11 protein-coding genes are annotated in these 26,176 nt (G+C 43.9%); 3 read left to right on the top strand and 8 right to left on the bottom strand.

What is annotated here, in order from left to right; translation table 11 throughout:
- Positions 1-3: 3 nt before the first annotated feature.
- On the bottom strand, positions 4-7,797 hold the full coding sequence (locus tag P2W82_RS16570) for a PKD domain-containing protein (RefSeq protein WP_336517029.1): 7,794 nt from the start codon (positions 7,795-7,797) through the stop codon (positions 4-6).
- Between the two features lie 386 nt (positions 7,798-8,183).
- Positions 8,184-8,537, bottom strand: a complete 354-nt coding sequence (locus P2W82_RS24830) for a DUF5763 domain-containing protein (RefSeq protein ID WP_419555721.1) — start codon at positions 8,535-8,537, stop codon at positions 8,184-8,186.
- A 143-nt stretch (positions 8,538-8,680) separates the two neighbouring features.
- Here P2W82_RS24830 and P2W82_RS16580 point away from each other — a divergent pair, with 143 nt between their 5' ends.
- Positions 8,681-10,711 carry a glucosidase family protein gene (locus tag P2W82_RS16580; RefSeq protein ID WP_336517031.1) on the top strand — a complete coding sequence of 677 codons (2,031 nt, stop codon included), beginning with the start codon at positions 8,681-8,683 and terminating at the stop codon, positions 10,709-10,711.
- Positions 10,712-11,408: 697 nt separating this feature from the next.
- Here P2W82_RS16580 and P2W82_RS16585 read toward each other — a convergent pair.
- The 6 genes from P2W82_RS16585 to P2W82_RS16610 form a co-directional block, all read right to left on the bottom strand.
- Positions 11,409-12,215 carry a hypothetical protein gene (locus P2W82_RS16585; RefSeq protein ID WP_336517032.1) on the bottom strand — a complete coding sequence of 269 codons (807 nt, stop codon included), beginning with the start codon at positions 12,213-12,215 and terminating at the stop codon, positions 11,409-11,411.
- Between the two features lie 16 nt (positions 12,216-12,231).
- Entirely contained in the window at positions 12,232-12,432 is a 201-nt protein-coding gene (locus P2W82_RS16590) for a hypothetical protein (RefSeq protein WP_336517033.1), read from the bottom strand.
- 316 nt (positions 12,433-12,748) lie between these two features.
- On the bottom strand, positions 12,749-13,588 hold the full coding sequence (locus P2W82_RS16595; RefSeq protein WP_336517034.1) for a hypothetical protein: 840 nt from the start codon (positions 13,586-13,588) through the stop codon (positions 12,749-12,751).
- A gap of 103 nt (positions 13,589-13,691) precedes the next feature.
- A complete protein-coding gene (gene uvrA / locus P2W82_RS16600) occupies positions 13,692-16,256 on the bottom strand; it encodes an excinuclease ABC subunit UvrA (RefSeq protein ID WP_336517035.1) in 2,565 nt (854 codons plus the stop codon).
- Between the two features lie 482 nt (positions 16,257-16,738).
- Entirely contained in the window at positions 16,739-18,712 is a 1,974-nt protein-coding gene (locus tag P2W82_RS16605; protein ID WP_336517036.1) for a tetratricopeptide repeat-containing sensor histidine kinase, read from the bottom strand.
- A gap of 525 nt (positions 18,713-19,237) precedes the next feature.
- The gene (locus P2W82_RS16610) at positions 19,238-20,095 is read right to left on the bottom strand and encodes a winged helix-turn-helix domain-containing protein (RefSeq protein ID WP_336517037.1); all 858 of its coding nucleotides are present in this window, start codon (positions 20,093-20,095) and stop codon (positions 19,238-19,240) included.
- A 441-nt stretch (positions 20,096-20,536) separates the two neighbouring features.
- Here P2W82_RS16610 and P2W82_RS16615 point away from each other — a divergent pair, with 441 nt between their 5' ends.
- The gene (locus P2W82_RS16615) at positions 20,537-22,231 is read left to right on the top strand and encodes a ligand-binding sensor domain-containing protein (RefSeq protein ID WP_336517038.1); all 1,695 of its coding nucleotides are present in this window, start codon (positions 20,537-20,539) and stop codon (positions 22,229-22,231) included.
- A 424-nt stretch (positions 22,232-22,655) separates the two neighbouring features.
- On the top strand, positions 22,656-26,081 hold the full coding sequence (locus P2W82_RS16620) for a DUF7133 domain-containing protein (RefSeq protein ID WP_336517039.1): 3,426 nt from the start codon (positions 22,656-22,658) through the stop codon (positions 26,079-26,081).
- The last annotated feature ends 95 nt before the right edge of the window (positions 26,082-26,176 follow it).

Genomic DNA, 26,176 nt, shown 5'->3' on the forward strand with positions numbered 1-26,176 from the left:
CTTCTATTTTATGATGGAAACATTTCCTTTATAGACATAGGTTGCGCCGTTTTCGCAGATGACTTCAGCCGTATATACAAACACTTCCGGACCACCGACTTTTCCGCGCACTTTACCATCCCATGCCTGGTTGATATCATTGGGCTGGAAATTATTTCTTTCAAATACCAGCTCGCCCCAGCGGTTGAAAATCCTGAAATACTTCACCGTCGCAATACCTTTCGCACGCACGAGGAGTTTATCATTGTGACCATCACCATCCGGCGTAAACGCATTCGGAATAAATACCTGTGCATTTTCACAGAAGGTTTTTATCTGAAGGGTATCTGTCGCCGGACAACCATAAATATTTGTGATGTTCACCGTGTAGATGATGTTGTTTTTCACAGTCGCAACCGGATCAGCACAATTGCTGCAGGATAGATTGGTGCCCGGATCCCATGACCAGGTTTTCACCGGCGGCCCTGTAATCGTACTCTGCAACACCTGCTGCGTACCTGTAGGTACAGTTACATCCGGTCCGAGACTGATCGTTGAATAACCGCCCACTGCCACTTCGACAAAGGCCGTATCACTGAAGCAATGATTCTCATCATAACCAATCACACGGTAACGGGTAGTCGATGCCGGACTGGCGACCGGATTCGGAATATTCGGATTGCTTAGGCCGGTGGATGGTGTCCAATTGTAAGAGAATGCGCCGCTTGCATTCAATGTCACCGATTGTCCGATACACAAAGTGTCGACAGATTTCACCTGCAGTTTGAATGGATGAATCACTTTCACGAGTATCGTATCCTGGCTGAAACACCCTTCTGCATTGATACCTCGGACAATGTAATTTGTTGTCGCGTTCGGACTGGCCACCGGATCTGCACAATTGCTGCAACTCAAACCGGAAGCAGGCTGCCATTGATATTGGGATGCACCCGTTGTTACGAGTTTTACCGAGGTTCCCGCACAGATCGTCTTATCTTCTATGCGTGCCAGCTGCGGCGTTTTATAAATCGCTGTTGTAGTAGCAACAGTATCAAAACAACCATTCACTGTTCCCACAATCAATTGAATATTGTAATTGCCCGTCAGCGTCGGTTTAAAGTTGAACACACTGGTGTTGCCGGTTGCGTTGGAAGAAGTCAGCCATTTATAAAGATTTACAGAATCGCGCGACTGTACCACTGCTGTAAACAGATTATCCTTTTCGGTACATCCAAAAATGTCCTTGTTAATCGAAGCAAGAGGAACATCAAAAACATCAACATAAATTTTCTTCGTCAGCGTATCCGTACAACCGCTCGCTGCTGTGATGATCATCGACACATTGTATTGGCCTTCCGCAGCGTATCTGTGACTGATCTGCGTTCCCGTTCCCTCAGTGCCATCGCCAAACAACCAGTGAACCGATGCTTTGCTGAAATATACCTGTGAGCTGTCTTTGAAATTTAGCATGCTGTATCCGCAGTAATTTTGCACAGAATGGCTGAATCCAGCTTCTACTTTGTCCACTACAATCGTGTCTTTCCCCACAATAGACATGCTACATACGTTCGCAGATATGATCAGCAGAGAAGGAACAAATTTGCCTGGTGTTGTGTACTGATGGAAGACAATCGTTTCTGTCGTCTTAATGGTTGTTGCATCTCCAAAATTCCAGATCAGTGTGTCGGTGAAATTTCCCCTGTATTCAAATCTTACTCCCGCGGTCACACATTTATTTCCGCCTTCGTATATCAGAACTCCATCAGGAATTTTCTGTGTTACAATAATGGTTTGAACGGCAGTATCAGAACAACTGAATCCATCCGGATTTTGTCTGAAGGTGGTCAGCTTTACATTATATGTTCCGGGCGCTTTGAAGAAATGAACAGGATTTTTATTAAAGGTCTGCTGACCATCTCCGAACTGCCAGAGATAAGAATCCGCAGAATCCGATTGATTAATGAAGCGTACAGAATCACCGGAACAACTGTTGATCGTTTGTGTAGTGAACGCAGCATTGGCAGTGGAAAATACTTTGATCGTTTCCGTTGTACTGGTATCAGAACAGCCGTTGGATGCATTCAGTCTTACGATATAAATTCCTTCCTTCAGATAAGTATGACGAACCGTATCGATATTTTTTGTTGATGTATGTGTTGTACCATCGCCGAAATCCCATTTGAAAAGCGATGCTCCCCTCGAGTTATTGATCAGGTTCGCTGTGTGTGGCAAACAACCGGAAAGCTCAGTCGCATTTACTGCCATATCGATCCTGATATTGTTTGGTGCAATAGCAATCGCATACTGCATCGTATCGGATCCGCAACTGTTCCGGGAAATCAGTTTTACAAAGAATGTATCCTTAGTTCCACTGAAGAAAGTATGCGAAATAGTATCAGCGACGCTGGTTTCCGTTCTTTGTCCATCACCAAAATCCCAGATAAAGTTCATATCATTTCCGCGGGATATATTAGTGAAGACTACGCGCATGGGTGAACATCCAAAACTTTTATCCGGTGTGAACAATGATTTTGGTTTTGATTTCACGAGCACTGTTTTCTGAAGTATAACAGTATCGCAACCCGCAAACGCTTTCAAACGGATCGTGAACGTTGTATCACCAAAATCAGGATCAGGTGGGAAGATGATATCTCCCGGTTGTGCAACATTCGTTTTTATACCATTACCAAAATCCCAGAGGAAACTAAACCTATTCATCTCGGGAGTGGTATTGGTTATTCTAACAGTCAATGGTCCGCATCCGATGCTATCTGAAATTGTAAAGGATGGAACAGGAACAGGCTTCGTATAGAATTCATGTCTTACTGTATCGGTCTTACATCCAAAAACACTTACCGCAACCATGGTTATCGTTACGGAATCATCCGGTTTATTCAAAGTATATCCCGGAAATTGTACACCGGAATTAAGCTGCGTCTGATCCGCAAACCAATGATAGTTGCTGTTGATTCCTGCGGGAGATGTATTTGCAATGCTGATGACAAACGGCGTACATGCGGTATCCACAGGAACACTGATGGCAGCTTTCGCATCGGGACGAATGATTACTGTAATTTTTTGTCTTGGTCCTTCGCATCCTTTATCAGAAACCTGGCTCACCCAATAATCTGCATTGCCGGTCTGTAATGTAGATGGTGTCGGCGTCTGCGGAAGATTTGTTCCACCAATTTCGGTGGTATACCAACGTAGCTGATGTGCAGGCAGTGCTTCAGCAGTCAAAGGACTGGCGGTAGCGCCGATACAATACTCCACTGGCGATTGCACTTTTGGTGCGACAGGTAATGGGTTGATTACAACAACTGTTTTTCCAGGTTGGGAGGTACAATTATTTACGGTTACGGTTACTCTATATTCGCCCTGATTCTCCAAGGTAACGTTCGGGATTACTGGAGATTTATCTGTACTGATGAAATTTTGAGGACCTGTCCATGCATATGTGATTCCAGCATCAGCAACTCCAGATACATTTAACTGAATCGTTGCGCCTGCGCAGACCGGCCCATTTGATAAGGCAGTTGGTGGGAGTGGAGGATTCGGATCCGACAGTGTAAACGGTCCTGCAACATTGGAAGGACAATTATTAAGCGTGACCTGTACATCTGTATAAGCCCCTGATGACAATGATGTAATGGTTAACTCACCCAATGCATTTGATATAATTTCTGCGGATTGAGCAATTCCATTTTTCTTATAGCTGACACGATAATTTGTATTTGCATCCAGTCCGCTGAGTGTAATTGATCCAGTCGATGATGCGCAACTCGTGGGATGGTTGAAGCGGCTGCCGGTGATCCGCGGAAGTTTATGAATAATAACCTGCGTGTTTCCGGTAACGGAACAATTTCCTTTCTCACCGATTATTTTCACTGTATAAGTTCCAGCATTTTTTTCTGCTGCTGCAATGATTTTTGGATTCTGTTCGGTGCTGCTGAAACCATCGGGTCCCGACCACAGATAACTTAGATTCCCTGCGCCTGAAGCAGAAGCCGAAAGCAATACATCTGCACCGGCACAAACAGGTCCGTTATTTTTTACCGAAATATTTTCCGGCGTCGGGTGAACGGTCAGCACTACTGTATCCGATGGGGACACACATCCGCTAACGGTAACGAATACGGTATAAATTCCGCCATTGGCTAACGTAGCCGATGGTATAGATGGGTTTTGCAGATTGCTTGTGAAACCAGCAGGTCCTGTCCAGGTATAAATTGCTCCCGCCGGGGCGCCAGAGACAGTAAGATTTACATTGCCGCCCGTACATACTTCCTGATCGTTACCCGCAACCGGTTTAGCTGGTGGATTTGGATCGCTGAGAACAACAGGTCCTGCCGTATCGGAGCTACAACCATCGAGGGTGATGATGAAATCAGAATAAGTCGCTGCATTCAGGTTGATAAGTTCGAGTACACCTGTCGCATTTGATTGAAGAACGTTTGTTATCTGTACACCATTGCGCTTGTATTTGATTTGATAAGTAGTACTACCTTTCAGTCCCTTCAACTGAATGGAACCAGAGGAAGAATTACAGGTGGCCGGATCATTTGATACAATATCTGTAATCTGTGGAACTTGTTTTATCACCACCTGAACACGATCCGAATCAGAACATCCTCCCGCATTATTTTCTATCTTCAATCTGTACTCACCGGCCGAACTCGTTTTAGTTACTTGCAATAACGGCTGTCTTTCATCGCTGGTGAAATTATCCGGTCCGCTCCATGAATATTTCAAAGAAAGATTTCCCGCGACAGTTGCTGATAACTGTAGGGGATTCCCCTCGCAAATCGGGCTGTTGCTGGTTATTTGTGTGATTGAAGGTGTCTGATTAACAGTGACCGTCACTGATGCCGGAACTGATAAACAACCATTCACTTCGCGCGTGACAGTATATAATCCTGACGCATTAACGCCTGCATTCTGAATGACCGGATTTTGTGATGTGCTTATAAATCCATTCGGACCTGTCCACCTGAATATACCTCCTGTACCCGTCGACATGAGTTTCAATTCAGACCCACTGCATATCGGTCCGTTACTTGTTGCCACAGGTGTGGTTGGTGGATTGGGATCTGTTAGCGTATATGGACCGACTTTATTGGAAGGACATCCGGTGGATTCTACATAGATCTCGCTGTATGTACCAGCCGACAATGATGAGATAACTATTTCACCCGCAGTACCTGAATTCGCTGAAATCGTTTGTGCATTACCGTTTTTAAGGTAACGGACTGTAAAGAGGGTATTTGTTGTAAGACCTTTTAATATAATGCTTCCTGTAGCTGATCCGCAATTCAGCGGGCTTGTAAAACTTCCTGTGATGGAAGGGATCGGATTGACAATAACATTTATTCTCGACCTTGGGCTTTCGCAAACGCTGAATGAAGTCTGACTGACCCAATACGATTTTGTCCCGACGGTAACAGTGGAAGGTGTAGGTGCAGTTGATGACGCTGTTCCGCCCGTCTCAGTCCCGTACCAGTTTAAATTTTTTCCTGTCAGCGTCGCCGATAATGGAACGGCATTTTCTTCCTGGCAATATTGTACAGGTGAAACAACCACTGGTGCTGACGGTGATGGATTCACTTTGATGATAAAGCTGTTATCCGACTTGCAACCACCCTGTGTTGCAGTGACTGTAATTGTTGCAGATTGCGGTACTGCAAATGTATTTTTCGCAATAAATTCAGCAATATTGCCTGATCCGCTTAATGCCGGTAGTCCGATATTCGGATTTGAACTTACCCACGTAATACTTGTACCTGGCGTAGCACTTGAAAACAGATAAGGTCCGGCCTTGGCATTATTACATACGGAATCTGACTGGGGGATCTGCAAATCGGGTAAAGCATTTATGATAAAAGTTTCTGACGCTGTCGTTGTTCCGCATTCATTGGTAACTGCAAGTGTTATTTTGTGTACGCCTGCAGTGCTGAAACTAACATTGCCAGGGTTTAAATTTGTTGATGTAGCAGGAGTTCCGCCTTCGAAAGTCCATAGATAGGTCAATGCAGAATTACCGCAATTTGTAATGGTTGCTGATGGAGTGAACGTAGTAGGTCCGCATGACGTTGGGATAGGCTTAATTATTACCGTTGGCGGTTTCTTTACTTCAACAATTTTTGTGGTGGTGACTTCACCGCATGGACTGGTAACGGTGAGTTTAATCGCGTATTTACCCGGATTATTAAAAATGATTTTCGGATCAGCAGATGTTTCGGAAGAACCGGCAGCAAATTTCCAATCCGCACTGGTTCCGCAATAATCACTAGCATAATCAACGGTCCATTTATACGTCGCAGGTTTACACCCATTAACGCCGGTACTGTTATTTGTTATATTAACTGTAAATGGTGCACAACCTGAACTGTTGTCCAGAGAAAATAACGGCACAGGCTTCGGCATTACGCAGACGGTTCGTGTAGCCGTGGTCGTGCCGCAAGGGTTTTTTGCGGTTAGCGTCACCGTATAAATTCCAGGTGCAGCGTAGGTATGACAGGGATTGGTTTGTGTTGAAGTGTTGTTTGATCCGCTCGAGGGATCGCCAAAATTCCAGCTGTATTCCGTAAGCTCGCTGCATGTCGATCCCCAATTGCCAAGGATAGTAGAGTTTACAAAGCACACGTTTTGATTTACGCAGACCGGAAGGATGGAATCAATCGCGGCCTCCGGTTTTATCCTGATCTGGATATTACCTGCAGTGTACGGTGTAACATCACAGGCGTTGATTACTTTGAGAACCGCCACAAAAGTGGGATTCGGGCAGGATGATTTTGTATAGGTGTGATACACGGTGTCCGGCGTCATTCCCGGGTTCAATGGGTGAGTCAGAATAACCGAATCCCCATCACCAAAATTCAACACATAAAATGTTCCCGGAGAATTATCCTGCCAGTTGCTGATGATGAATGGCAATGTCGCCGGCGCACACAATCCTGTTGTATTTCCCAGGGTGCCCAATCCACCTGCAGGATTACTTTGATTAGCTACAACATAAGTCGCTGTGTTGCTGCAGCCATTTGTTCCTTTTCCTGTTATCGCGAGATTGAATGCACCGAGTTTTGTATAGGTATGCTCTAAAGGAAAACTTGCGGCGGTAAGGTTATTTTGAACAGTACCATCACCCCAGTTAACCGTGTAAGTGGATATACAGTTTTTATCCGGGGAATTATTATCAATTTTAATAGTGTAGTTCGGATTATTGACGGTTGGTGAATTTTCACAATTGCTGAACGGAGAGAATATATTGAGATCACGGATACTTACTTCCGGTTTACGAATGACTTTTATCGGTTTTCTAACTGTATCCGAACACCCATTCGCATCGGTGACGATCAATTGATTGAAGCCGGAAAATGTTCCGCATCCAAGGACCTGCAATCCTCTGTTTACATCTGCAGCAGTTGCTTTTGATCCGTCAGCAAAAGTCCATGCATAAGTAAATGGCGCAGTGCCATTGGTAACCGTTGAATTAAAATTAATGACGGTACCGGAACAGGTACTGTCGTTATTGAAAGTAAAATCTGCCACCGGTTTCGACCAAACGGTAACGCGCAGGGTATCGTAATAAGTTTTTGTAACGCCGGAGGTTACTACGACACTATATCTACCACTGGTATTGGCTCTGTAGCTGGATGCAATAGCTCCGTTGATATCAGCATTATCTTTTGTCCATTGAAAGCTAGCGCCAGCAGGTGCATTATTAGCAATCAAAAGAACAGATTCGCCCTGACAAAAACTAAGCGGTTGTGTGTACCTGATAGTATCTCCTGTTGCTGTAGTTCTTAAGGAAAATGACACAGGTTTTTTTGCCTTTACAGGTGATGCTTTCCGTTGACCTGAAACAGGTTTCCCGGCCGTTTGTACCTGGCAAAAGGTTATTGATGAGACAATAACAAAAAGTAATGTCAGAATATATCTTAATCCTGGTGGGTTCATGGGTGAGCTGTAAGTCTATACATTAGGGCATTACGAAACAATACAATTACCAATAACTTATCGAGCTATTGATGATTATTGAAATTTGAACGTCTGGGATTTCAATGGATGGAAGGAAACGAGGACTTAAATAGGAGTGGATGAGGCTGACCGGATTTAAAGTCTGTAACGACCAGGGTGGTTCTTCCGGCGAAGTTGAATTTTCGTTAGCGGTTCGAAAAATACGTATTATTATTTATTAATGCAAGTCACTCATGTTGCCAGCAATATCCGCTGCTCTTTGCATTTCTCGAACACCTTGTACCTTTTTTGGTTGTGGCGCGACATTGGGATAGGCTACTGTTTCCCGAATCGTTGTCATCAGATGAATTTTTGCCTGCAATGTTGTTTCCATAACAATACCCACAAGCTTTCCGCCTCAGTCTTTTTGCTTCCTCAATCGTAACTTTTTCAATAGTGGCACGGCATTGCCTCAGCCCCTGACAATTATGCGAATGATAGGCATAAGCGCCGGTGCTTTTACATATCAGGACTTTGTTATCAACTGTATTATCAGAAAGATAACCGACCAGGGTGAAAACCAGCAGGAGTAATAGCTTCATGGTGTATCAAAGGTGATTGTTTCCTGATAAACGTAGGGGTAATGTGGTTGTTGCTCACTGAAGAAATACAGCGATGGATTTTATTCGCCTCTGAAATTCAATTGTCCACCAATGATCGTAATTTGACTTTCTTAACCCTGGAAATGATGATTCGATTGTTTCTTTCTTTCGCTTTTTTTATAGGATGTCTTCCGGCACTAACACAGGAGAATCCTCGCCAAAATTTCTGGAACCTTTCTTCCGCCGGTGGTATCACCTGGAACATCTCCCAATCCCCGCAACTCCCCCATGCTGATCATATCGAACTGTCAGGAACCAAGGTATCTGCCATCATCAATTACGAAATCAATAAAAACAAACAACTCATTCTTCATCGCGATATCATCTTTCCGCAACTGCGTACATACGACCGCACGAATGGCGTGAGCTGGCAGAAGTTTCGCGCATATCGCAGACTAACCTATGGTTCGGAGATCGAGCCAACTATTACCGACAGCATGGTGACCATTGTTTTTGACAAAGTTGATTCGGTAAGGATCGATGGCAAACTGGTTTTTTATCATACGCCGGTTCACGAAATCACGCTCACGCGTACACTGTTTCCGTCGATGTCGGGAAGATTGTTTGTTGAGAAATGGACACTGACAAATAATGGAACAATTTCTAAAAAACTGCAAGTTGGTAATAATGCAACACAATCGACAATTTCCGGTTACAAAGGCATTTACCATAACAATACTTACAGCGAAGCCAAAACGGAAATCACATTGGCACCTGGCATTACTTACAGTTTTGCCATTTATTTTGCTGCAGCCATTGATGATGAACCTGTGACCGGATTTGAATTCGCTGCTGTTGAAAAAGAGCGGGATGATTTCATGGCATTCATGCAAAATAACCTTGTACTCGAGACAAACAATCCTGTACTGGATCAGCTGTTTTATTTTTCCAAAATACGGGCAGCTGAAAGCATTTTTGATTCGAAAATGGGATTGGTGCATTCACCTGGTGGTGGCAATTACTACGTGGGCATCTGGGCCAACGACCAGGCGGAATATAGCGGGCCATTCTTTCCGTTGCTGGGTTATGACAAAGGAATCATCGCCGCAAAGAATGCTTATATCAAATTCTTAAAACACATTCCCAAAGATGATAAGCCGATACAATATTCATTCGAGATCGAAGGTGATGTTATTGCATCAAACAAAGACCGCGGTGATGCTGCCATGATTGCTTATGGCGCTTCGCAGTACCTGCTGCGCTTAGGTGATCGTCAACTCGCGAAGGAAATCTGGCCGCTGATCGAATGGTGCCTCGATTACTGCAACCGCAAACTGAACAGCAAAGGTGTTGTAATGTCAAAGACTGATGAAATGGAAGGAAGAATTGCCACGGGCGATGCAAATCTCGCGACAAGTTCCTTGTACTATGGCGGACTGACTTCCGGAGCTGTGCTTGCTTCAGAGCTCGGCCTTAACAGGCTTTCCCAAACATATACGGCCCGAAAAATTGCCCTCGAAAAAAATATTGAAGCGCATTTCGGTTATCGCATCGACGGTTATGATACGTATCGCTATTTCGACGGCAACGAACGTTTGCGTCATTGGATATCTCTTCCGCTGGCGATGGGCATCAACACAAGAGCAACAGCAACAGCCGATGCGTTGCTGGAAAAACTCTGGACAGAAAATGGTGTACTCGTCGAACTGGATCCCAATAAAAAACCAGATCAGCAGACATTCTGGGATCGCGGTACGCTGTATGTACTTCGCGGTGTTTTAAAAGCAGGTTACCTGGATAAATCCATTCCAAAACTTATTACATTCTCAGAAAAAAGATTGCTGGGCGATCATGTGCCTTATGTCATCGAAGCCTATCCTGAAAATGATATGCAGCATCTCTCTGCTGAAAGTGCACTGTACTGCAGAATATTTATTGAAGGATTGCTGGGTCTTGAACAAGACGGATTTGCCGCATTCAGTATTACACCGAATTTAAATCAACAGCTTCACGAATTAAAACTAAGAAATATGCATGTTGGGAAAGATGTGCTCAGCTTTGAATTGAGATTGGTGGAGGATAAGATTGAGACCAAGATTTTTGCGGATGGTAAACTAATAAAGTCGGGTAGTTTTAAAGCGGGGACGAAAGTGAAGTTTGTGATTCCGGAATAGGTCGCTCATGCGTTCAAATTTTTTATATGACAACTTTCGTTGGAACGCTACTTAAAATTTCTTTTAACTCTGTCTCACTTGTTGGTGTTCCCGTGAAAATCCTTCACTTCAAAAGTTTTTCGGTAACACCAACAAGTATTTTCTTAACTTAATCACACTTGTTGGTGTTCCCATCAAATTTCCCTCAACTCAAAAATATTTCCAAGGAACACCAACAAGTATTGGAATCTCACGATAACAGTTTCTTACTTTCGTTGGCGCTACTTAAACCGAAAATCATACGCTTTTAAACTCTGTCACGCTTGTTGGTGTTCCCCGCAAAAAATCTTCAATTCGAAAATGTTTCCCAGGAACACCAACAAGTATTTAATGAACATGAGCACCCACGATTAGAGGTTGCTTCCTTGCGAATCAAATTATAGAAAACCTGTGGGCTGAGAATGAAAATTTAATTCCCTTATAATTCGTGAAAAGAAAAAACCAAAAGATATTATGTTATGGGAAAGATCCTGCAGGTGTGAGCACCGACTCCCCTCCGGCTCATCTCATCGCAGCCCGAAAAATTGGTAAGTTGGAGAACCCTTAGTTTCGCATCTTACGCATTCATTCAAAATGTAAAATCGTTCCCGTTATCAGACATAACTGGAAAAAAAGGAACCACTACATCACATCCTGTGGTTCCCTAAAAGTTATTGTGTTAATCGCACCCATAATAATATTGCTCCCATCTTACCGGATATGCAGGTGTTACAGGAAGGTTACTCGTTGTTGTCACTTTAGTTACCCTGCCTTTACTATCCTGTTCATATGTGATTGTATCGTCCAGAACTTTTTTACCTTGAACTTTATCCCATGTAACCTGCTTCGATGGAAAGTTTTTACTGGGGAATCTCGAGGTAGTCAGCAATAATGCATCGCTATTCAGTCTGTTGGTAAAAGGTATCCCCGTATATTCGAGTGTGTCAGTATAAGTCAGGATTCCATTTTGAAAGTATTCGCTATGAGATAAATTTCCACCTTTATTGTAAAAATTGGTTTTAGCAATCGTGTCGCCTCTTACGATCCGGATGGTAGTCAGCGCATCACTTCCGTAAATAAAATGCAAGGTATCAGATTCACCATAGTTAACCGGAAACTCTTCAACTCCCATTGCAGTTAGTTTTCCCTGGCTATCATAAACACCTGTTCGTTCAAGCTTTTTATATACCCCGGATTGAAGATAAGTCCACGATGCAAGTTTACCATCAGCACGGTATTTATATTCAAAGGCAAAGCCAGCGATATTACCTGTGAAGTTTGATTCTCTTGTCATCTGACCTTTAGAATCGTAGTTATAACGCATGGTATAAATACTTGCTGTTGGATTGGTTTGACCTAGCATCGAATCAATTCCGCAAAATTTTGGAGTATCATCGGGATTATTTTCGGAAGGCTTACTGCAGGACAAAAAAAAGATACCTGAAAATAAAACAGAGATAAACACATTAAACTTTAAATTCAGCATAATAATTCTATTGACGTTAAATATTGAAATTTTTGCGAGTTGTATACATCACAGGAAGATCCATATGATCTGTTGTGAAAATACAAGAGTCATCACAGTAAACCCTGTCGTTGATTACATCGTAGTTCTTGTGATCATAGCCCTGGGCCATCCAATCGGCTCCGTAAATAAATTTGAACCCTTCAGACGATCTTTCATCAGCAAGTTTGCGCAGCATACCGGTTGGGTTTTCACCCGCACCGTAAGTATATTCCTCAGTAGTTGAGTGTACACCGTTTTCGAAAAATTTTGTTTCATTATGCCTGCGCTGGTCATCATACTGAAAAATCTATTATTGTTCACTTGTCTGACCACCGGAAGCTGAGGTTCCGATCAAGGAATCGAGACTGCAATCAGAAGTGTCAACGAGCGGTTCACCGCCTTTGTTTGTACATGCATACAACAGACTGCAGAATAAAATCAGCGGGATGATTTGACTTGCAAAAGTCCGTAGGCAAAGCATGGTATTTCCTGTTATTTCTTATGTGATCAGATTATTTGCAGCTATACCAATACCGATAGGTTCGATCTTCCGGCGGCGTGATGTGCGTGATATTACTTTTAAGCGTAATCTTTGTTGGCCGGCCATCTGTATCGAATTCATACCCGTAACTATCGTCTATCATTCTGTTCTGCGAGAAGACATCATAAACAATTTTCCGCGATGGATAATGTTTCGAAGGCAAAACTTTATTCATCAACTGATCAGCCGATTTTTCCAGGATAGGAATATTCAGTTGTGACGAATAAGCTATCGAGTCAATGAATTGCAACTGCCCACTGAGATAATGCTCGCTGCGAACCAGGTCTTCATCTTCATAAAAATGAATGCTATGATAGGCAGTATCGCCATCATCGATGTTGGCGGTTGTAAATTTCTGTGACGCATAACCGAAACTGGCAAGTCGTTCTGCAAAACCCCCTACGCCCCACCCCTCCTGTGTGTATCCAGTCATACGACCCTGTACATCATAAATGGCTTTTCTATCACGGAGCAGATCACCGGTTGTATTTCGCTCAATCCAGGAAATCACATTTCCTTCGGCATTGAAGTTGTAATGATAGCTATACAATTTGTATAAGGGACCGTAAACACTGATGGTGGTGGTTCTTCCTTTATCATCATATTCATAATAGTACATATTCGGTGGCGCAGAAGGAGTTATGGTGAAATACATGGAATCGGGTCCGCAGGGCTTGACCTGGACATCTGCTTCTCTAACCGGACTTTTACTACAGGATATTACGCATATAACAACAATGCATAATGCAAAAAAATCAGTTGAAAGGAAAATATTCTTTCGTTGAACTTTTCTGAATACTCCGGCTCTCATGGTACGATAGTGGATTTGGTTAGCAATTAAATCCCGGCAATATTGATTGCCAAAAGCAAAATAGTCATTTTAAACGAAACAGAACGTAGAGGTATTGCCTAACTCACCCCCGGCCCCTCTCGTTGCTTCGCAAGAGAGGGGTCTGGGGTGAGAGAACCCGATGAAGATAGATAGCTGTTTTACTGGCTTTATTTCCAGCAACTTCAACAGGCGTTCCCTGCGCAATAACCTTTCCTCCCTCTTCCCCCGCGCCGGGACCAATATCGATTACCCAATCGCTACCGGCCACGATCTGCATATCGTGTTCGACAACGATCACAGTATCCCCTGCATCAACAAGGCGATTCAATTGCGCTGCAAGTTTTTCTGTATCTGACGGATGAAGACCGGTAGTCGGTTCATCTAATATATACAGCGTGTCACCGCGACCGGCACGCTGCAATTCTGTTGCTAGTTTGATTCTCTGTGCTTCACCACCGGATAATTCTGTTGCAGGCTGCCCAAGGCGAACATATCCCAATCCCACTTCATGCAACACATTCAGCGAACGACTGACCTGCTGATCTTCTGAAAAAAATGCAAGCGCTTCATCAACTGTCAAGCCAAGAACTTCAGCAATGTTTTTCTCTTTATATTTTATCTCGAGTGTTTTTGAATTGTATCTCGTTCCGTTACAAACCGGGCATGGCGCATAAACACTTGGAAGAAACAACAATTCCACCATCACAAATCCTTCGCCTTCGCAATTTTCGCATCTGCCTTTTCCGACGTTGAAAGAAAACCGGCCGGCATCATAACGGCGGGCCTTAGCCGCTTTCGTGGATGCAAAAAGTTTCCTCACATGATCAAACAATCCAGTATACGTTGCAAGGTTTGAACGCGGTGTTCGCCCGATCGGCTTCTGATCAACCTGCACGAGCCGTTTTATGGATTCAATACCTGAAACAATTTTTCCTCCCAGCGTCTGAACGGTTTCCTCCTGCAACTTATCTGATTCTTCTTCTGCAGGCTGCAATACATGACCCAGGTGTTCAGCTACCAGTTCGACCAACACCTGGCTCACGAGGCTGGATTTACCCGAACCTGAAACTCCCGTTACACTAGTGAATACTCCAAGAGGGAAAGATACGTCCAGGTTGTAAAGATTATTTCTGGTGACGCCTTCCAGTGTTAGCCAGCCTTTTGGTTCACGATCCTTTGGTTCTGTAAATAGATTTTCGTGAAATAGATATTTCGCTGTTTTTGATTCTGAAATATTTTTTAAGCCATCTGCCGGACCACTATACAATATCTCTCCGCCTTTTTCGCCCGCGTCCGGACCAATGTCAACGATCCAGTCCGCATGACGTATCACATCAGGTTCATGTTCCACAACAAACAAACTGTTTCCCGAAGCTTTTAACAGATCAAGCACTTTGATCAAAGCTTCGGTATCTGCGGGATGCAATCCAGCAGAAGGTTCATCCAGCACATACACAACACCAAAAAGATTGGAATGCACCTGTGTAGCAAGACGCAGGCGCTGCAATTCCCCAGGCGATAAAGTCGGTGTACTTCTTTCAAGGGATAGATAACCAAGACCAAGATCCAGCAATACATTTATTCTGGCAACAAGATCTTCTGCAATTCGCTGTGTGACGATCATTTTCTCCTGCGACGACTGACGGAATTTCTTCGTCGCTGATCCATCTGCGAATGGTTTGAAAACTGTCATCAGTCGTTTCAATGGCAGACGGGAAAGTTCCGTGATATCATGTTCATCAAATTTCACCGATAATGATTCCTGACGAAGTCGTTTACCCTTACACGTCGGGCACTCACTTCCGATCATGTATTGCGACACACGTTTCTTCATCAATGCACTCTGCGTATTTGCAAATGTGTGCAGCACATATTTTCTTGCTCCGGTAAACGTGCCCATATAACTCGGTTCCATTTTTCTGCGGATAGCATCCTTCACTTCCTCTCGATTGAATCCTGCATATACAGGAACAGTGGGTTGTTCATCCGTAAACAAAATCCAGTCACGATCTTTTTTTGGCATTTTTTTCCATGGGACATCTACATCATAGCCCAGGGTGGTTAAAATATCGCGCAGGTTCTGCCCCTGCCATGCGCTGGGCCATGCCGCAATTGCGCGTTCGCGGATAGTGAGGTTGTCATCAAGTACCATTGATTCTTCCGTGACCTCATATACACGTCCAAGCCCGTGACATTGCGGGCATGCGCCCTCGGGCGTATTTGGTGAAAATGATTCAGCATACAGCAACTGTTGTCCTTTCGGATAATCGCCCGCACGCGAATAAAGCATACGCAATAAGTTAGACAGTGTGGTCACAGACCCTACGGACGACCTTGTTGTCGGCGATCCCCGTTGTTGTTGCAGTGCCACAGCAGGAGGGAGCCCATCGATGCTGTCCACCACCGGAACAGGCATCTGGTGAAATAAACGTCGCGCATATGGAGAAACCGATTCGAGATAACGACGCTGGGCCTCGGCATATAAAGTGCCAAATGCCAGCGAAGATTTTCCGGATCCCGACACACCAGTAAAAACGACGAGCGCATCGCGTGGTACCTGGAGTGAGATATTTTTCAGGTTATGTTCACGCGCTCCGCTGATGTGAACGAAACCGTCGTGGAGTTTGTCGGGATTGTGTTGGGGCATATGTTGGAGCATGAAAATATTGTGCCCTGACTCACCCCTCCCTCCCCTCTCGCTTCGCGATTGAAGGATGAATAAAGGACTACTATAGCTTCGCAACCGATATTAAACAATTATAAATTGTCCATTGTCAGGAAATACAATTTTTTTTATGCTTGGCGATAGGTTGCCTGAAGCATTTATTAAAATTTATCGTGGTGCTGAGAGCACTTGAGTAGTGTCAATGTTGTTGCGGGTTCCGTGTTTGCATTCACCCTGCCCCTGTCTCAATGCGAGATAGAGGGGTCAAAAAAGGACAACCATAGCTTTTGCAACGGAAAGTATACCTGAAATATCTAACCAGCATTCAACGAAAATTAAACTTGCGTATGAAGCGATTGAGAACAATAACTCATTCATTTATTCACGGCATAACGAAAATGCAAAAAATAACGACGTTGCCGGATGAAGTGCAGAATCTTTGATTTAGTGCAAATACTCAACAACTAATCACTGACCCCTTCTCCACTCTCACGCTTCGCGAAAGTGGGGCCGGGGGTGAGCCACCACACCGTAAACTCACTTCCCTCCCCATTTATTGAGTTAACCTCAATCTCCCCTTTATGCGCCTTTACCATATTATAGCTCAGACTCAATCCCAACCCTATCCCATGACCTGTTGGCTTGGTGGTGAAGAATGGCTGAAAAATTTTATCGCGGATATTTTCGGAAATTCCATTGCCGTTATCCTTCACTTTTATAAGTAACTTCCCGCCTTCTCTTTTTGTCGAAACTTTTACGATGGCATGATATCTTTCTCCATCCGCTTTCTGCTTCTCGTCAACGGCGTCAAAAGCATTATTGAGTAAGTTTACAATGACCCTTGCAATATCCTCCGGGATCATCAATGCTGTTCCCGCATTAGGATCTGTATCAATGATCAACTCAGCCTGCAAATTTTTTTGCCTCGAACGATAACTTTGGTACGCAAGCCTGCTGTAATCCCCCACAAGCCTATTCACATCTGACAGCTCATAATGGCCGTTGCCAGTGGACGAATGCTGCAACATCGCTTTCACAATTTCATCCGCGCGTTTACCATGGAAATTTATTTTCTCTTCATTGGCTTTGAGATTTCCTGCATTCGAAATGGCTTCCGGAATATTTCCCTCTTTTAATTCACTCGTCAATTCGTCAATCATCTCTGAATTGAGATCAGCGAAATTGTTTACAAAATTCAACGGATTCTGAATTTCATGGGCGATACCCGCAGTGAGCTGACCCAGCGAGGCCATTTTTTCCGATTGAATCAATTGCGCCTGCGTAGTTTTCAGATCGGCTAATGTCTGCGCGATTTCATTTTTTTGTTGCTGTAACAGGATGTTCGCCTGTTTTTCTTTCCTGCTGTTACGATATAAAATGATCGCCACAATCATTGCAATTGCAAAACCGCTCAGCGTTGACAACAACTTTATCCGGTTACGATAAGCAAGCTGCGCCATCTCCAATTCGCTTTGTCTCTCCCTCTGTTGAAACCCCAGCGATGTAGCAGCTGCAACTTTTTCCGCGCCATACAAACTATCTTTTACCTCCATGGCAATTTTATGGAACTGTAGTGCCATTCCAGGATCGGTATCTGAATATAATTCCGAAAGCAGCAAAGCAGAGTTGAATTCCATATCACGAAAAGAATTTCTCACACCAAAATCATAAGATCGCTTTGCATATGCGATCGCTGAATCTCTTCGTCCGCGGTCCTTGAAAAATTTTGCCAGTTCAATACTGGGATCCTTGCGATAATACATCAAAGCAAGACTGTCAAGACCCTTCATAGCATATGCATCTGCCATTATAGAGGATATACCGACCTGGATGAATCTGTTGCCCATTCCGATCGCTGTATCTTCAGCCTTTTTAGCAGAAATCAACGCCGAATCCGGAAGACCCAGCTGATTGTAAGCATCTGCAGAACGCCAGAAAGTAACTGCATAAAAAAAAGAATCCTTGCTATTGTAGGTAAGCTCCCGCGTCTCCTGGAAGTATTTCAGCGCCTCACGATAATTTTTCAGACTCATGTACACATTACCTATGCGTATCATGGCAAAAGCCTGGTCAAACTGCTGGTGATTAGCTCTTGCAATCTCGAGCGCCTTCAAACCCAGTTCAAGGGCATTGGTAAAATTTCCTCTTGAAAAAAAATAATAACTCAAAGCGAGCAGGCTCTTTGCTTCACCGGAAGCATAACCGATTTTCCTGGACAGCTCAAGCGCTTTCTGCCCATAGAAAAATGTTGAATCCCTTACAAGATCATCGTCACGGTAAGATTCAGCAAGCTGCGTCATCACCAGGGCTCTTGTACTATCGTCCTTCGCTGTTTGCAACGCGTAGGTAAGTCGGTCTTTCTGCAATACATCTTTATTCTGAGCATATGCCGCACAGGAGATGACCAATCCAGTAATTGCAATGTAGAAGTTCTTCATTTGTGATCTAAACTTTTGGATACACAATCCCGTATAAGAGATAGCATTCTTCCTGATAATTTTTAGGTGTTGCAGTTACATGGAGCAATCATAATTCAACTTTCCAACTCTTTACCAATTTTCAATCCTCAAATAAAACACCGGGGACGGGACCTGGTAAGAACTATAGTTTAAAAATAAAATACTGTACTTCCCGCAATTAAGTTAATCATTCGGCATTTAAAACTGGTGCCGGAAATTTAGCGGAGACTTGCGAGGAAAAATTTTCAGGATCGGCTGGCCATTTTTGATTTTCGGTCAAAACCGCCAGGTATCCGATCCGCCGCGGCGGATCGGATACCTGGCAGCTTTCAGCAATTTCGAAAGCGTTTCTGAAAAAAACAAGGGAAAAAAACTTTACACCGACAGATTATTCTATTTATTTCTGTGGTTTTACACGAGGTTCTGTAAGGAATGTTCAGTAAATACAAAAATCCTCAAAAGAGATGGCAGCAAAGAAAACTGAATTGAAAGGCATGGTTGCACTCATGCTATTTCTAACCGATATCCCTTTCCATGAACATTTACAATATTCACCGCCGGATCACCCTGCAGTTTTTTGCGGAGCTTGGAAATAAACATATCCAGGCTGCGGGTAACAACGACGCCTTCATCTTCCCATACTTCCTTTTGTATCCTTGCCCGGTCAATGACTTCATTCGGAGATTTGATAAGAATAGATAAAATGTGATTTTCCTTTCCGGTGAGTTCGATCACTTCATCATCCAGCTGTAATTGTTGCAGATCAGCATAAAACCGGAACCGCCCAACAGGAATCGCTCCGTCATCTTTGATCGGCGGTTCAATAATCTGAGGTTGACTTTTTCTTTTACGAATAACAAATACAGCCCCAACACCAATAACGGCCAGGGCGGTTAATGGAATCCATAAGAAGAGGTTGCCTGACTGCGCAGGCGCAACACGAAGCAAAATTGAATATTGATTTTCGGGAAGGTTGCGGCCGCGGCATGCTATTACTTCTTTCGCACTGTCTTTATTTAAACTAAAACTGTATACGATTTCATCGCTGCGATTTTCATGGACTTCAATCAGCCATTCGGAACGGAAATCAAAATTCCTTTTCATGATGTTGACTAAAGAATCCGGTACGAGGGCCAATGCATTTTCAAAACTGATCCGGTAAACGCCAGGTTTTTGAATCTTCACCGGCAGAACTCTTGAAACGCTATCCCGGTTGCTCAGCAGCACCATGTGACCGATATTCCTCAACATATTCAGTTCTTTCTGATCTGAATATGAAGCATCAATTTTGTCGCTTCCCCTGACTGCAAAAAACAGGAAGAGTGCGCATGGTACAATCAATATAAACCACCTTCTTTTCATCACTCAGTTATGAAGTTTAAAATGCACTGCTCGGCGCAATTTTTCAATCATGTAAAACTATGTAAACTGTCCGGCCCCAGCGTATCATTCATATAAATTTACAGTCGGTTACATATAATTTACAAGCAGTTTACCAACCCTGGCAGGTCATGGCTTAGATTGCCCTTAAAAAATGGTAAAATATATGGTTCTCAGGTGTTGAGCGGAAACGGGATGAATAAGTCGGATATTTCAGGCTGGATAATTCTCTCATACAGGTGGGAACTGTTCCATATTCAAAAACTGCTCGATTTTCCGGGCGATGAAAAAATTTCTGTCCCGGACTTTTCCGGATATACCAAAAAATCACTGGCAAAAGAGTATTAAGTAACAATGTTTTCCAATTGATCCCGGTGGAAGATAATCTCAAAACCTCATCTAAACGCGAAAGTTAACAAGCACATGCGACTACTGAATATTCTTACTTTTTTAGCCCTTGGTTTCATCACTGCATGCCAGACTGCGCCGATAAAAAAATCGGGTGGATACCAGGAAGACACTTTGTTTACAGACAGGAATAGAAAACAACTACCGGATAAATCTTACAACTATGTCTACAATGAAATCAGATACACCGATTCCAGTAGTATGGGTGTAATAATACAGAACAGCCTTCCAAAGGGTGGAATGCGGTATACCAATACCAGCAATAAAAGATTTCCTTACGTTATATACTGGAGCCGTATAACTAATATTACAAATACTCCACTCGAAATAACGATTGATTTTCCTGCCGACTCATTCCCTTTACCAGGCACTTATTTAAAATTATTCCTGCTTCCGGATACGATGACTTCTGAAAAATTATCAATGTTCGACTATGGTATCAAAGGATTAAAATCATTTCTTGACAGCGGTTTTTATAAACCAACGCATTTAAATCAAACAATTCAACCAAAAGAATTCTGCGCTTTGTATGTTGCAGTATTGTCTTCTGAGCCAGGTGGTGTCGTACGAACCGGATTTGCTTTAAACAAACGAGGCCTTTTTTACAGGGTTACAGGCATAACTCCCGAGCTTGATGAAACACAAATTCCCTGCGGAACGATTGCGAGAACAGTTTCTGCATCAAAACCAGCGCCTCTAATAATTGGTAAACCCAGCGCAATAAATGACCCTGGTCTTGTAAGCCAGTACATCCGAAGTATATTCCAGGACTCAAGGGGGAATTACTGGTTCGGTCCGGCAGGTCAGAGTGTAGTCAGGTACGATGGAAAAACTTTGCGATACTTCAGTGAAGCAGAGTTTTTCAATAACGATACTGTAGTGGTTGGTGATAAAATGAGCGTACACGCTATCGCTGAGGATCAGAATGGCAACTTATGGTTCGGAACGGATAAAGGTGTTGTGAAATACGATGGCTTGCTCAAGGATTCAGCAGAACAAGGAAAGTCATTTAAAAGATATGCTGAAAAAGAAGGGCTGAGTAATCTCTATATCGGTCGTAAAAGTATTCTCGCAGCTAAATCCGGCAAAGTATGGATTGGCACCGGAGGCGGTGTTTTCATTTATGATCCATCCGCCGATAGTGCCGGAGGCAAATGCTTTACACCATTTGAGTTAATTCCTTCAGTACAAATCAAAGATATCATGGAAGATCAGGATGGAAACATCTGGTTTGGCACAGGCAATAATGGTGTCTTTCGATATGATCCCAAATTGTCGGGCCCGGGTGCAATCAGGAATATTAAGGAGAATGATCGCCTTGGGGATAACTATGCCGGCGGTATTATACAGGACAAATCAGGTAATTTCTGGTTTACGATGAAGGGTGGTATATGCAAATATGATGGTAAAACCTTCACCAATTTTACTTCAAAAGACGGGCTGGGTGGTACTGAAATCTGGGGTATCTATCTTGAAAAATCCGGCATCATCTGGATCACTGCAAGAGGCAGCACTACGCGATTCGATCCTTCGATTCCGCTGTCAGATCCAAAAGCATTTACTGTTTTTACTGAAGCTGACGGATTAAACTGTTGCGTTCAGAGCATGTACCAGGACAAGGCGGGAAATATGTGGTGGGGTGCGGGCGCCGGACTTTACAGGTTTGATGGGAAACGATTTTACCAGGTGAAACAAAAAGGGCCGTGGTAGCAAATACATGACCGATAAAAGAATGCATTAAAAACCGCTCAGCGTCGTGATGATTAAAAGAGCCCGGTATTGACGTATTCAGCAGTTCGATAACCAGCAAATAAATTTTTACGGATTTTCGCGTTGTTTGGCAAAAGTCGCCAGGTATCCGATACTTGCAAGTATCGGATACCTGGGAGCTTTCAGCAATTTCGAAAGCGAATTCAGAAAAAACAAGTGAAAAATACTTTTATCCGACAGATTATTCTTTCATGAGAAAAGAAAATTGCGTTTTATACTTCATCATTAATTCTTATGCTTCCTTGAAGATTTTCGATGGAACACCTACATTAGAAAACTTTGTACCACCCGAGTCTCCCCTTTTTTGAATAAATTCGTTCCCGTTTATTTACAGCGAAACCAGCATTCCATCCACCACTCAACCATGTCAAAAGTGAATTTCACACTCCGTACTCAAGGTGTATTGGCATTAGCCACCATGATTGCAACTCTTTTCAACGCTTGTTCTTCGGATAAAAAAGAAGCAACCGATCTGCGGATAAAAACCGTTGATTCTGCAGCGAATGCTGCGTTGGTTTCCTCAGTCGAAAATCTGGTGAAACCCGTACTGGATTCGGGATTAACGATGCAGCTCTGGGCGACTGACTCACTCGTCATATCCCCAATCGCCATCGATATTGATGACATGGGTCGTTTGTATTACACGACAACCAATCGTCAGAAAAATTCTGAATTTGATATCCGCGGACACCGGGATTGGGAAATTGAATCCATTGCGCTGCAGACGATCGAAGACAAGCGCGCTTTTCTTCGCAAAACATTATCCCCGGAAAACAGTAATAAAAACAAACAATGGCTCGCTGATCTGAATGGCGACAGCTCTCACGACTGGAGAGATATGACTATTGAAAAAGAAAATGTGTATCGCCTGGAAGATACCAATGGTGATGGCATTGCTGATAAGTCACAACTTGTGGTGGATGATTTTAATGATGAAGTGACTGATGTTGCGGGCGGCGTGCTCAGTAATGAAGAAGACTTATACGTTGCCGTGGGTCCTGATCTCTGGAAGTTGCGCGATAAAAATGGTGATGGAATTGCTGATGAAAAAACTTCACTCTCACACGGCTATGGAATTCATATTGGTTTCAGTGGACATGGTATGTCTGGCGTCGAGATGGGACCCGATGGTCGTATCTACTGGCAGATCGGTGACATCGGTTTTAACGGAACAGATAAAACAGGAAAGAAATGGGAGTATCCGAACAGTGGTGTGATCGCTCGATCCAATCCCGATGGAAGTGATTTTGAAATTTTTGCATCAGGCATCCGAAATACACATGAGTTTGTTTTTGATGAATATGCGAACCTGATCAGTGAAGATAATGATGGTGATCATGCAGGAGAAAGAGAAAGACTGGTGTACATCGTGAATGGTTCAGATGCAGGATGGCGTAGCAACTGGCAGTACGGCAAGTACCGCGATCCGAAAAACAATTCTTATAAAGTTTGGATGGATGAGAAAATGTATTTGCCGCGCTGGGAAGGCCAGGCTGCCTACATTGTTCCGCCGATCAGCAATTTTGTGAGCGGACCCACGGGCATGTTGTACAATCCCGGAACCGCACTGGGACCGGAATATGCAAACACTTTCTTCATTGTTGAATTTGTAGGAAGTCCTTCTGCATCTGCATTACACAGTTTTAAATTGAATCCATCCGGTGCTGGTTTTTCTCTCGGAGAAACCAAAAAAATATTGAGCGGTGTGTTACCAACAGGAATCGATTTCGGACCTGATGGTGCGATGTACGTGGCCGACTGGATCGATGGTTGGGGAACCCGTCCTTTCGGAAGGATTTGGAAGCTGGACGTGAATGCAGCGGATGCTTACCCTGAACGTAAGCTGACAAAAGAATTATTACAGGCTGATTTCAAATCAAAGACTCCGGAAGATCTGGGAGAGATCCTGAAAAATCCGGATATGCGTGTGCGACTCAAAGCGCAGTTTGAACTTGTTAAACGAGGTGACAAAGGCGCAGCAATTTTCGATAAAAGCCTGCAACAGAAATCAAGCCAACTGGCAAGGGTACACGCAGTATGGGGAATTGCGCAGCTGGGTCGCCGGAAAGAAACTTATGCTGCAGCATTGATTCCCTATTTAAAAGACAGCGATGCAGAAATCAGGGCACAGGCTGCAAAGTGGCTGGGTGATATCAAATACACAGCTGCGGGTAATCAACTGATTGCTTTGCTGCAGGATACTGCAGCGCGTGTCCGCTTTTTTGCTGCGGAAGCTTTGGGAAGAATTGGGTATCAGCCTGCCGTACCAGGCATCGTCTCGATGCTGCGTGCCAATAATGAAAGCGATGTTTATCTCCGTCATGCCGGTGCGCTTGCACTTGCGAGGATAGGGAAGCGTGAGCCGATACTTGCGCTCGCTGGTGATAGCTCAAAAGCCTTGCGCATTGCAGCAGTAGTTGCACTCAGGAGAATGGCTGATCCGGGCATTACCGTATTCCTGAAAGACAGTGATGAATTTGTAGTGACTGAAACAGCAAGAGCGATCAATGATGATTTATCCATCGAAAAAGCGCTACCTGCTTTAGGTGATATTCTGAATACCACTCCATTCAAAAACGAAGCGCTGATCCGTCGGGCGATCAGTGCCAACTTACGTACAGGCACAGCCGCCGCGATGCAGAACCTGGTCAGCTATGCTCAAAAGACAACTGCACCTGCACTGATGCGCGCCGAAGCCATTGCAGCGTTGAGTGGCTGGGCAAACCCGTCGGTTGTTGATCGAGTGGATGGAAGATACCGTGGCGAAGTGAAACGGGATGCCCCAGGATTGCTCGGCTCAGTAGCTGAACCTTTCAAAGCTTTACTGAATGCTCCTGATTCAGCCGTTCGCATGGCGACGGTAAAAGGAATTGAAATAATCGGAGCACAAAATACATCCGATGAACTTTTTGCTATTCTGAAAGGCGATCGTTATCCGGCCATCCGTGTTGCTGCATTAAAAACTCTCGCTGCGCTGAAAGATAAAAAAATGGATAAGGCGATTGAGATGGCACTTAATGACAAAGACAAAACCGTCCGGGTAGCTGGATTATCCATTGTCAACAAACTCGATATACCAAAAGAGCTTGAAATAAATCTGTTGAACAATGTTATAGCCACCCGTTCGGTGGAAGAAAAGCAGGCAGCGATTCTGACCCTGGGTTTGATTCCTCTGCAATACTCCTCTGTTCCGATAGAAACCCTGCTGACAAAAATGGAAAAGGGCTCACTCAACCCTGAATTGTACCTGGAACTTGGGGAAGCGATCGACAGTACAAAGTCAGCCGACCTTGCAGCGAAATACAAAAATATCAGCAGCAAAAACTCTACTGATGATGTATATGCTGCATATGCCAGTGCACTGAAAGGGGGCGATGCCTACCGTGGCAGCGGCGTATTTTTCTGGAACCAGAGTGCACAGTGTCTTCGTTGTCATTCCTACGACGATCGCGGAGGAAATGCCGGACCGAGATTAAATGGCGTTGGCAAAAGACTTTCACGAGAACAGATCCTTGAAGCACTGATCAGTCCGAGCGCAAGATTAGCTCCCGGTTTTGGAATAGTTACACTTGAACTAAAAAACGGTCAGACAGTTTCGGGTACGCTGAAACGTGAGTCGAAAACAGAACTGGTGGTTGCGTCAGGTAATGAAGCGGATAAGACAATTAAAGTTAGTGATGTAGCTAAGAGAACAAACGCGATGAGCAGTATGCCGGATATGAAGACGATTTTGTCCAAGAGAGAGATCAGGGATGTGGTGGCGTTTCTGGCAGGGCAAACAGGAGAATAGGCAACAGGCAGGAGTATGCAGGCAGGAGAAAACAGCCAGCTGCTGCAAAATATGAGCTTACATATTTTCGCTGGATTTTCTCTGCCTTTCCTCTG

This window comes from Pollutibacter soli (assembly GCA_029269725.1).
GTDB classification, from domain to species: Bacteria; Bacteroidota; Bacteroidia; order Chitinophagales; family Chitinophagaceae; genus Pollutibacter; species Pollutibacter soli.

Coding starts and splice junctions, on each gene's coding strand:
- P2W82_RS16620 (WP_336517039.1), top strand. CDS start 22,656: ATGTCAAAAGTGAATTTCACACTCCGTACTCAAGGTGTATTGGCATTA.
- P2W82_RS16605 (WP_336517036.1), bottom strand. CDS start 18,712: ATGAAGAACTTCTACATTGCAATTACTGGATTGGTCATCTCCTGTGCG.
- P2W82_RS16610 (WP_336517037.1), bottom strand. CDS start 20,095: ATGAAAAGAAGGTGGTTTATATTGATTGTACCATGCGCACTCTTCCTG.
- P2W82_RS16615 (WP_336517038.1), top strand. CDS start 20,537: ATGCGACTACTGAATATTCTTACTTTTTTAGCCCTTGGTTTCATCACT.
- P2W82_RS16580 (WP_336517031.1), top strand. CDS start 8,681: ATGATGATTCGATTGTTTCTTTCTTTCGCTTTTTTTATAGGATGTCTT.
- uvrA (WP_336517035.1), bottom strand. CDS start 16,256: ATGCCCCAACACAATCCCGACAAACTCCACGACGGTTTCGTTCACATC.
- P2W82_RS16585 (WP_336517032.1), bottom strand. CDS start 12,215: ATGCTGAATTTAAAGTTTAATGTGTTTATCTCTGTTTTATTTTCAGGT.
- P2W82_RS16590 (WP_336517033.1), bottom strand. CDS start 12,432: ATGCTGCGCAAACTTGCTGATGAAAGATCGTCTGAAGGGTTCAAATTT.
- P2W82_RS24830 (WP_419555721.1), bottom strand. CDS start 8,537: ATGAAGCTATTACTCCTGCTGGTTTTCACCCTGGTCGGTTATCTTTCT.
- P2W82_RS16595 (WP_336517034.1), bottom strand. CDS start 13,588: ATGAGAGCCGGAGTATTCAGAAAAGTTCAACGAAAGAATATTTTCCTT.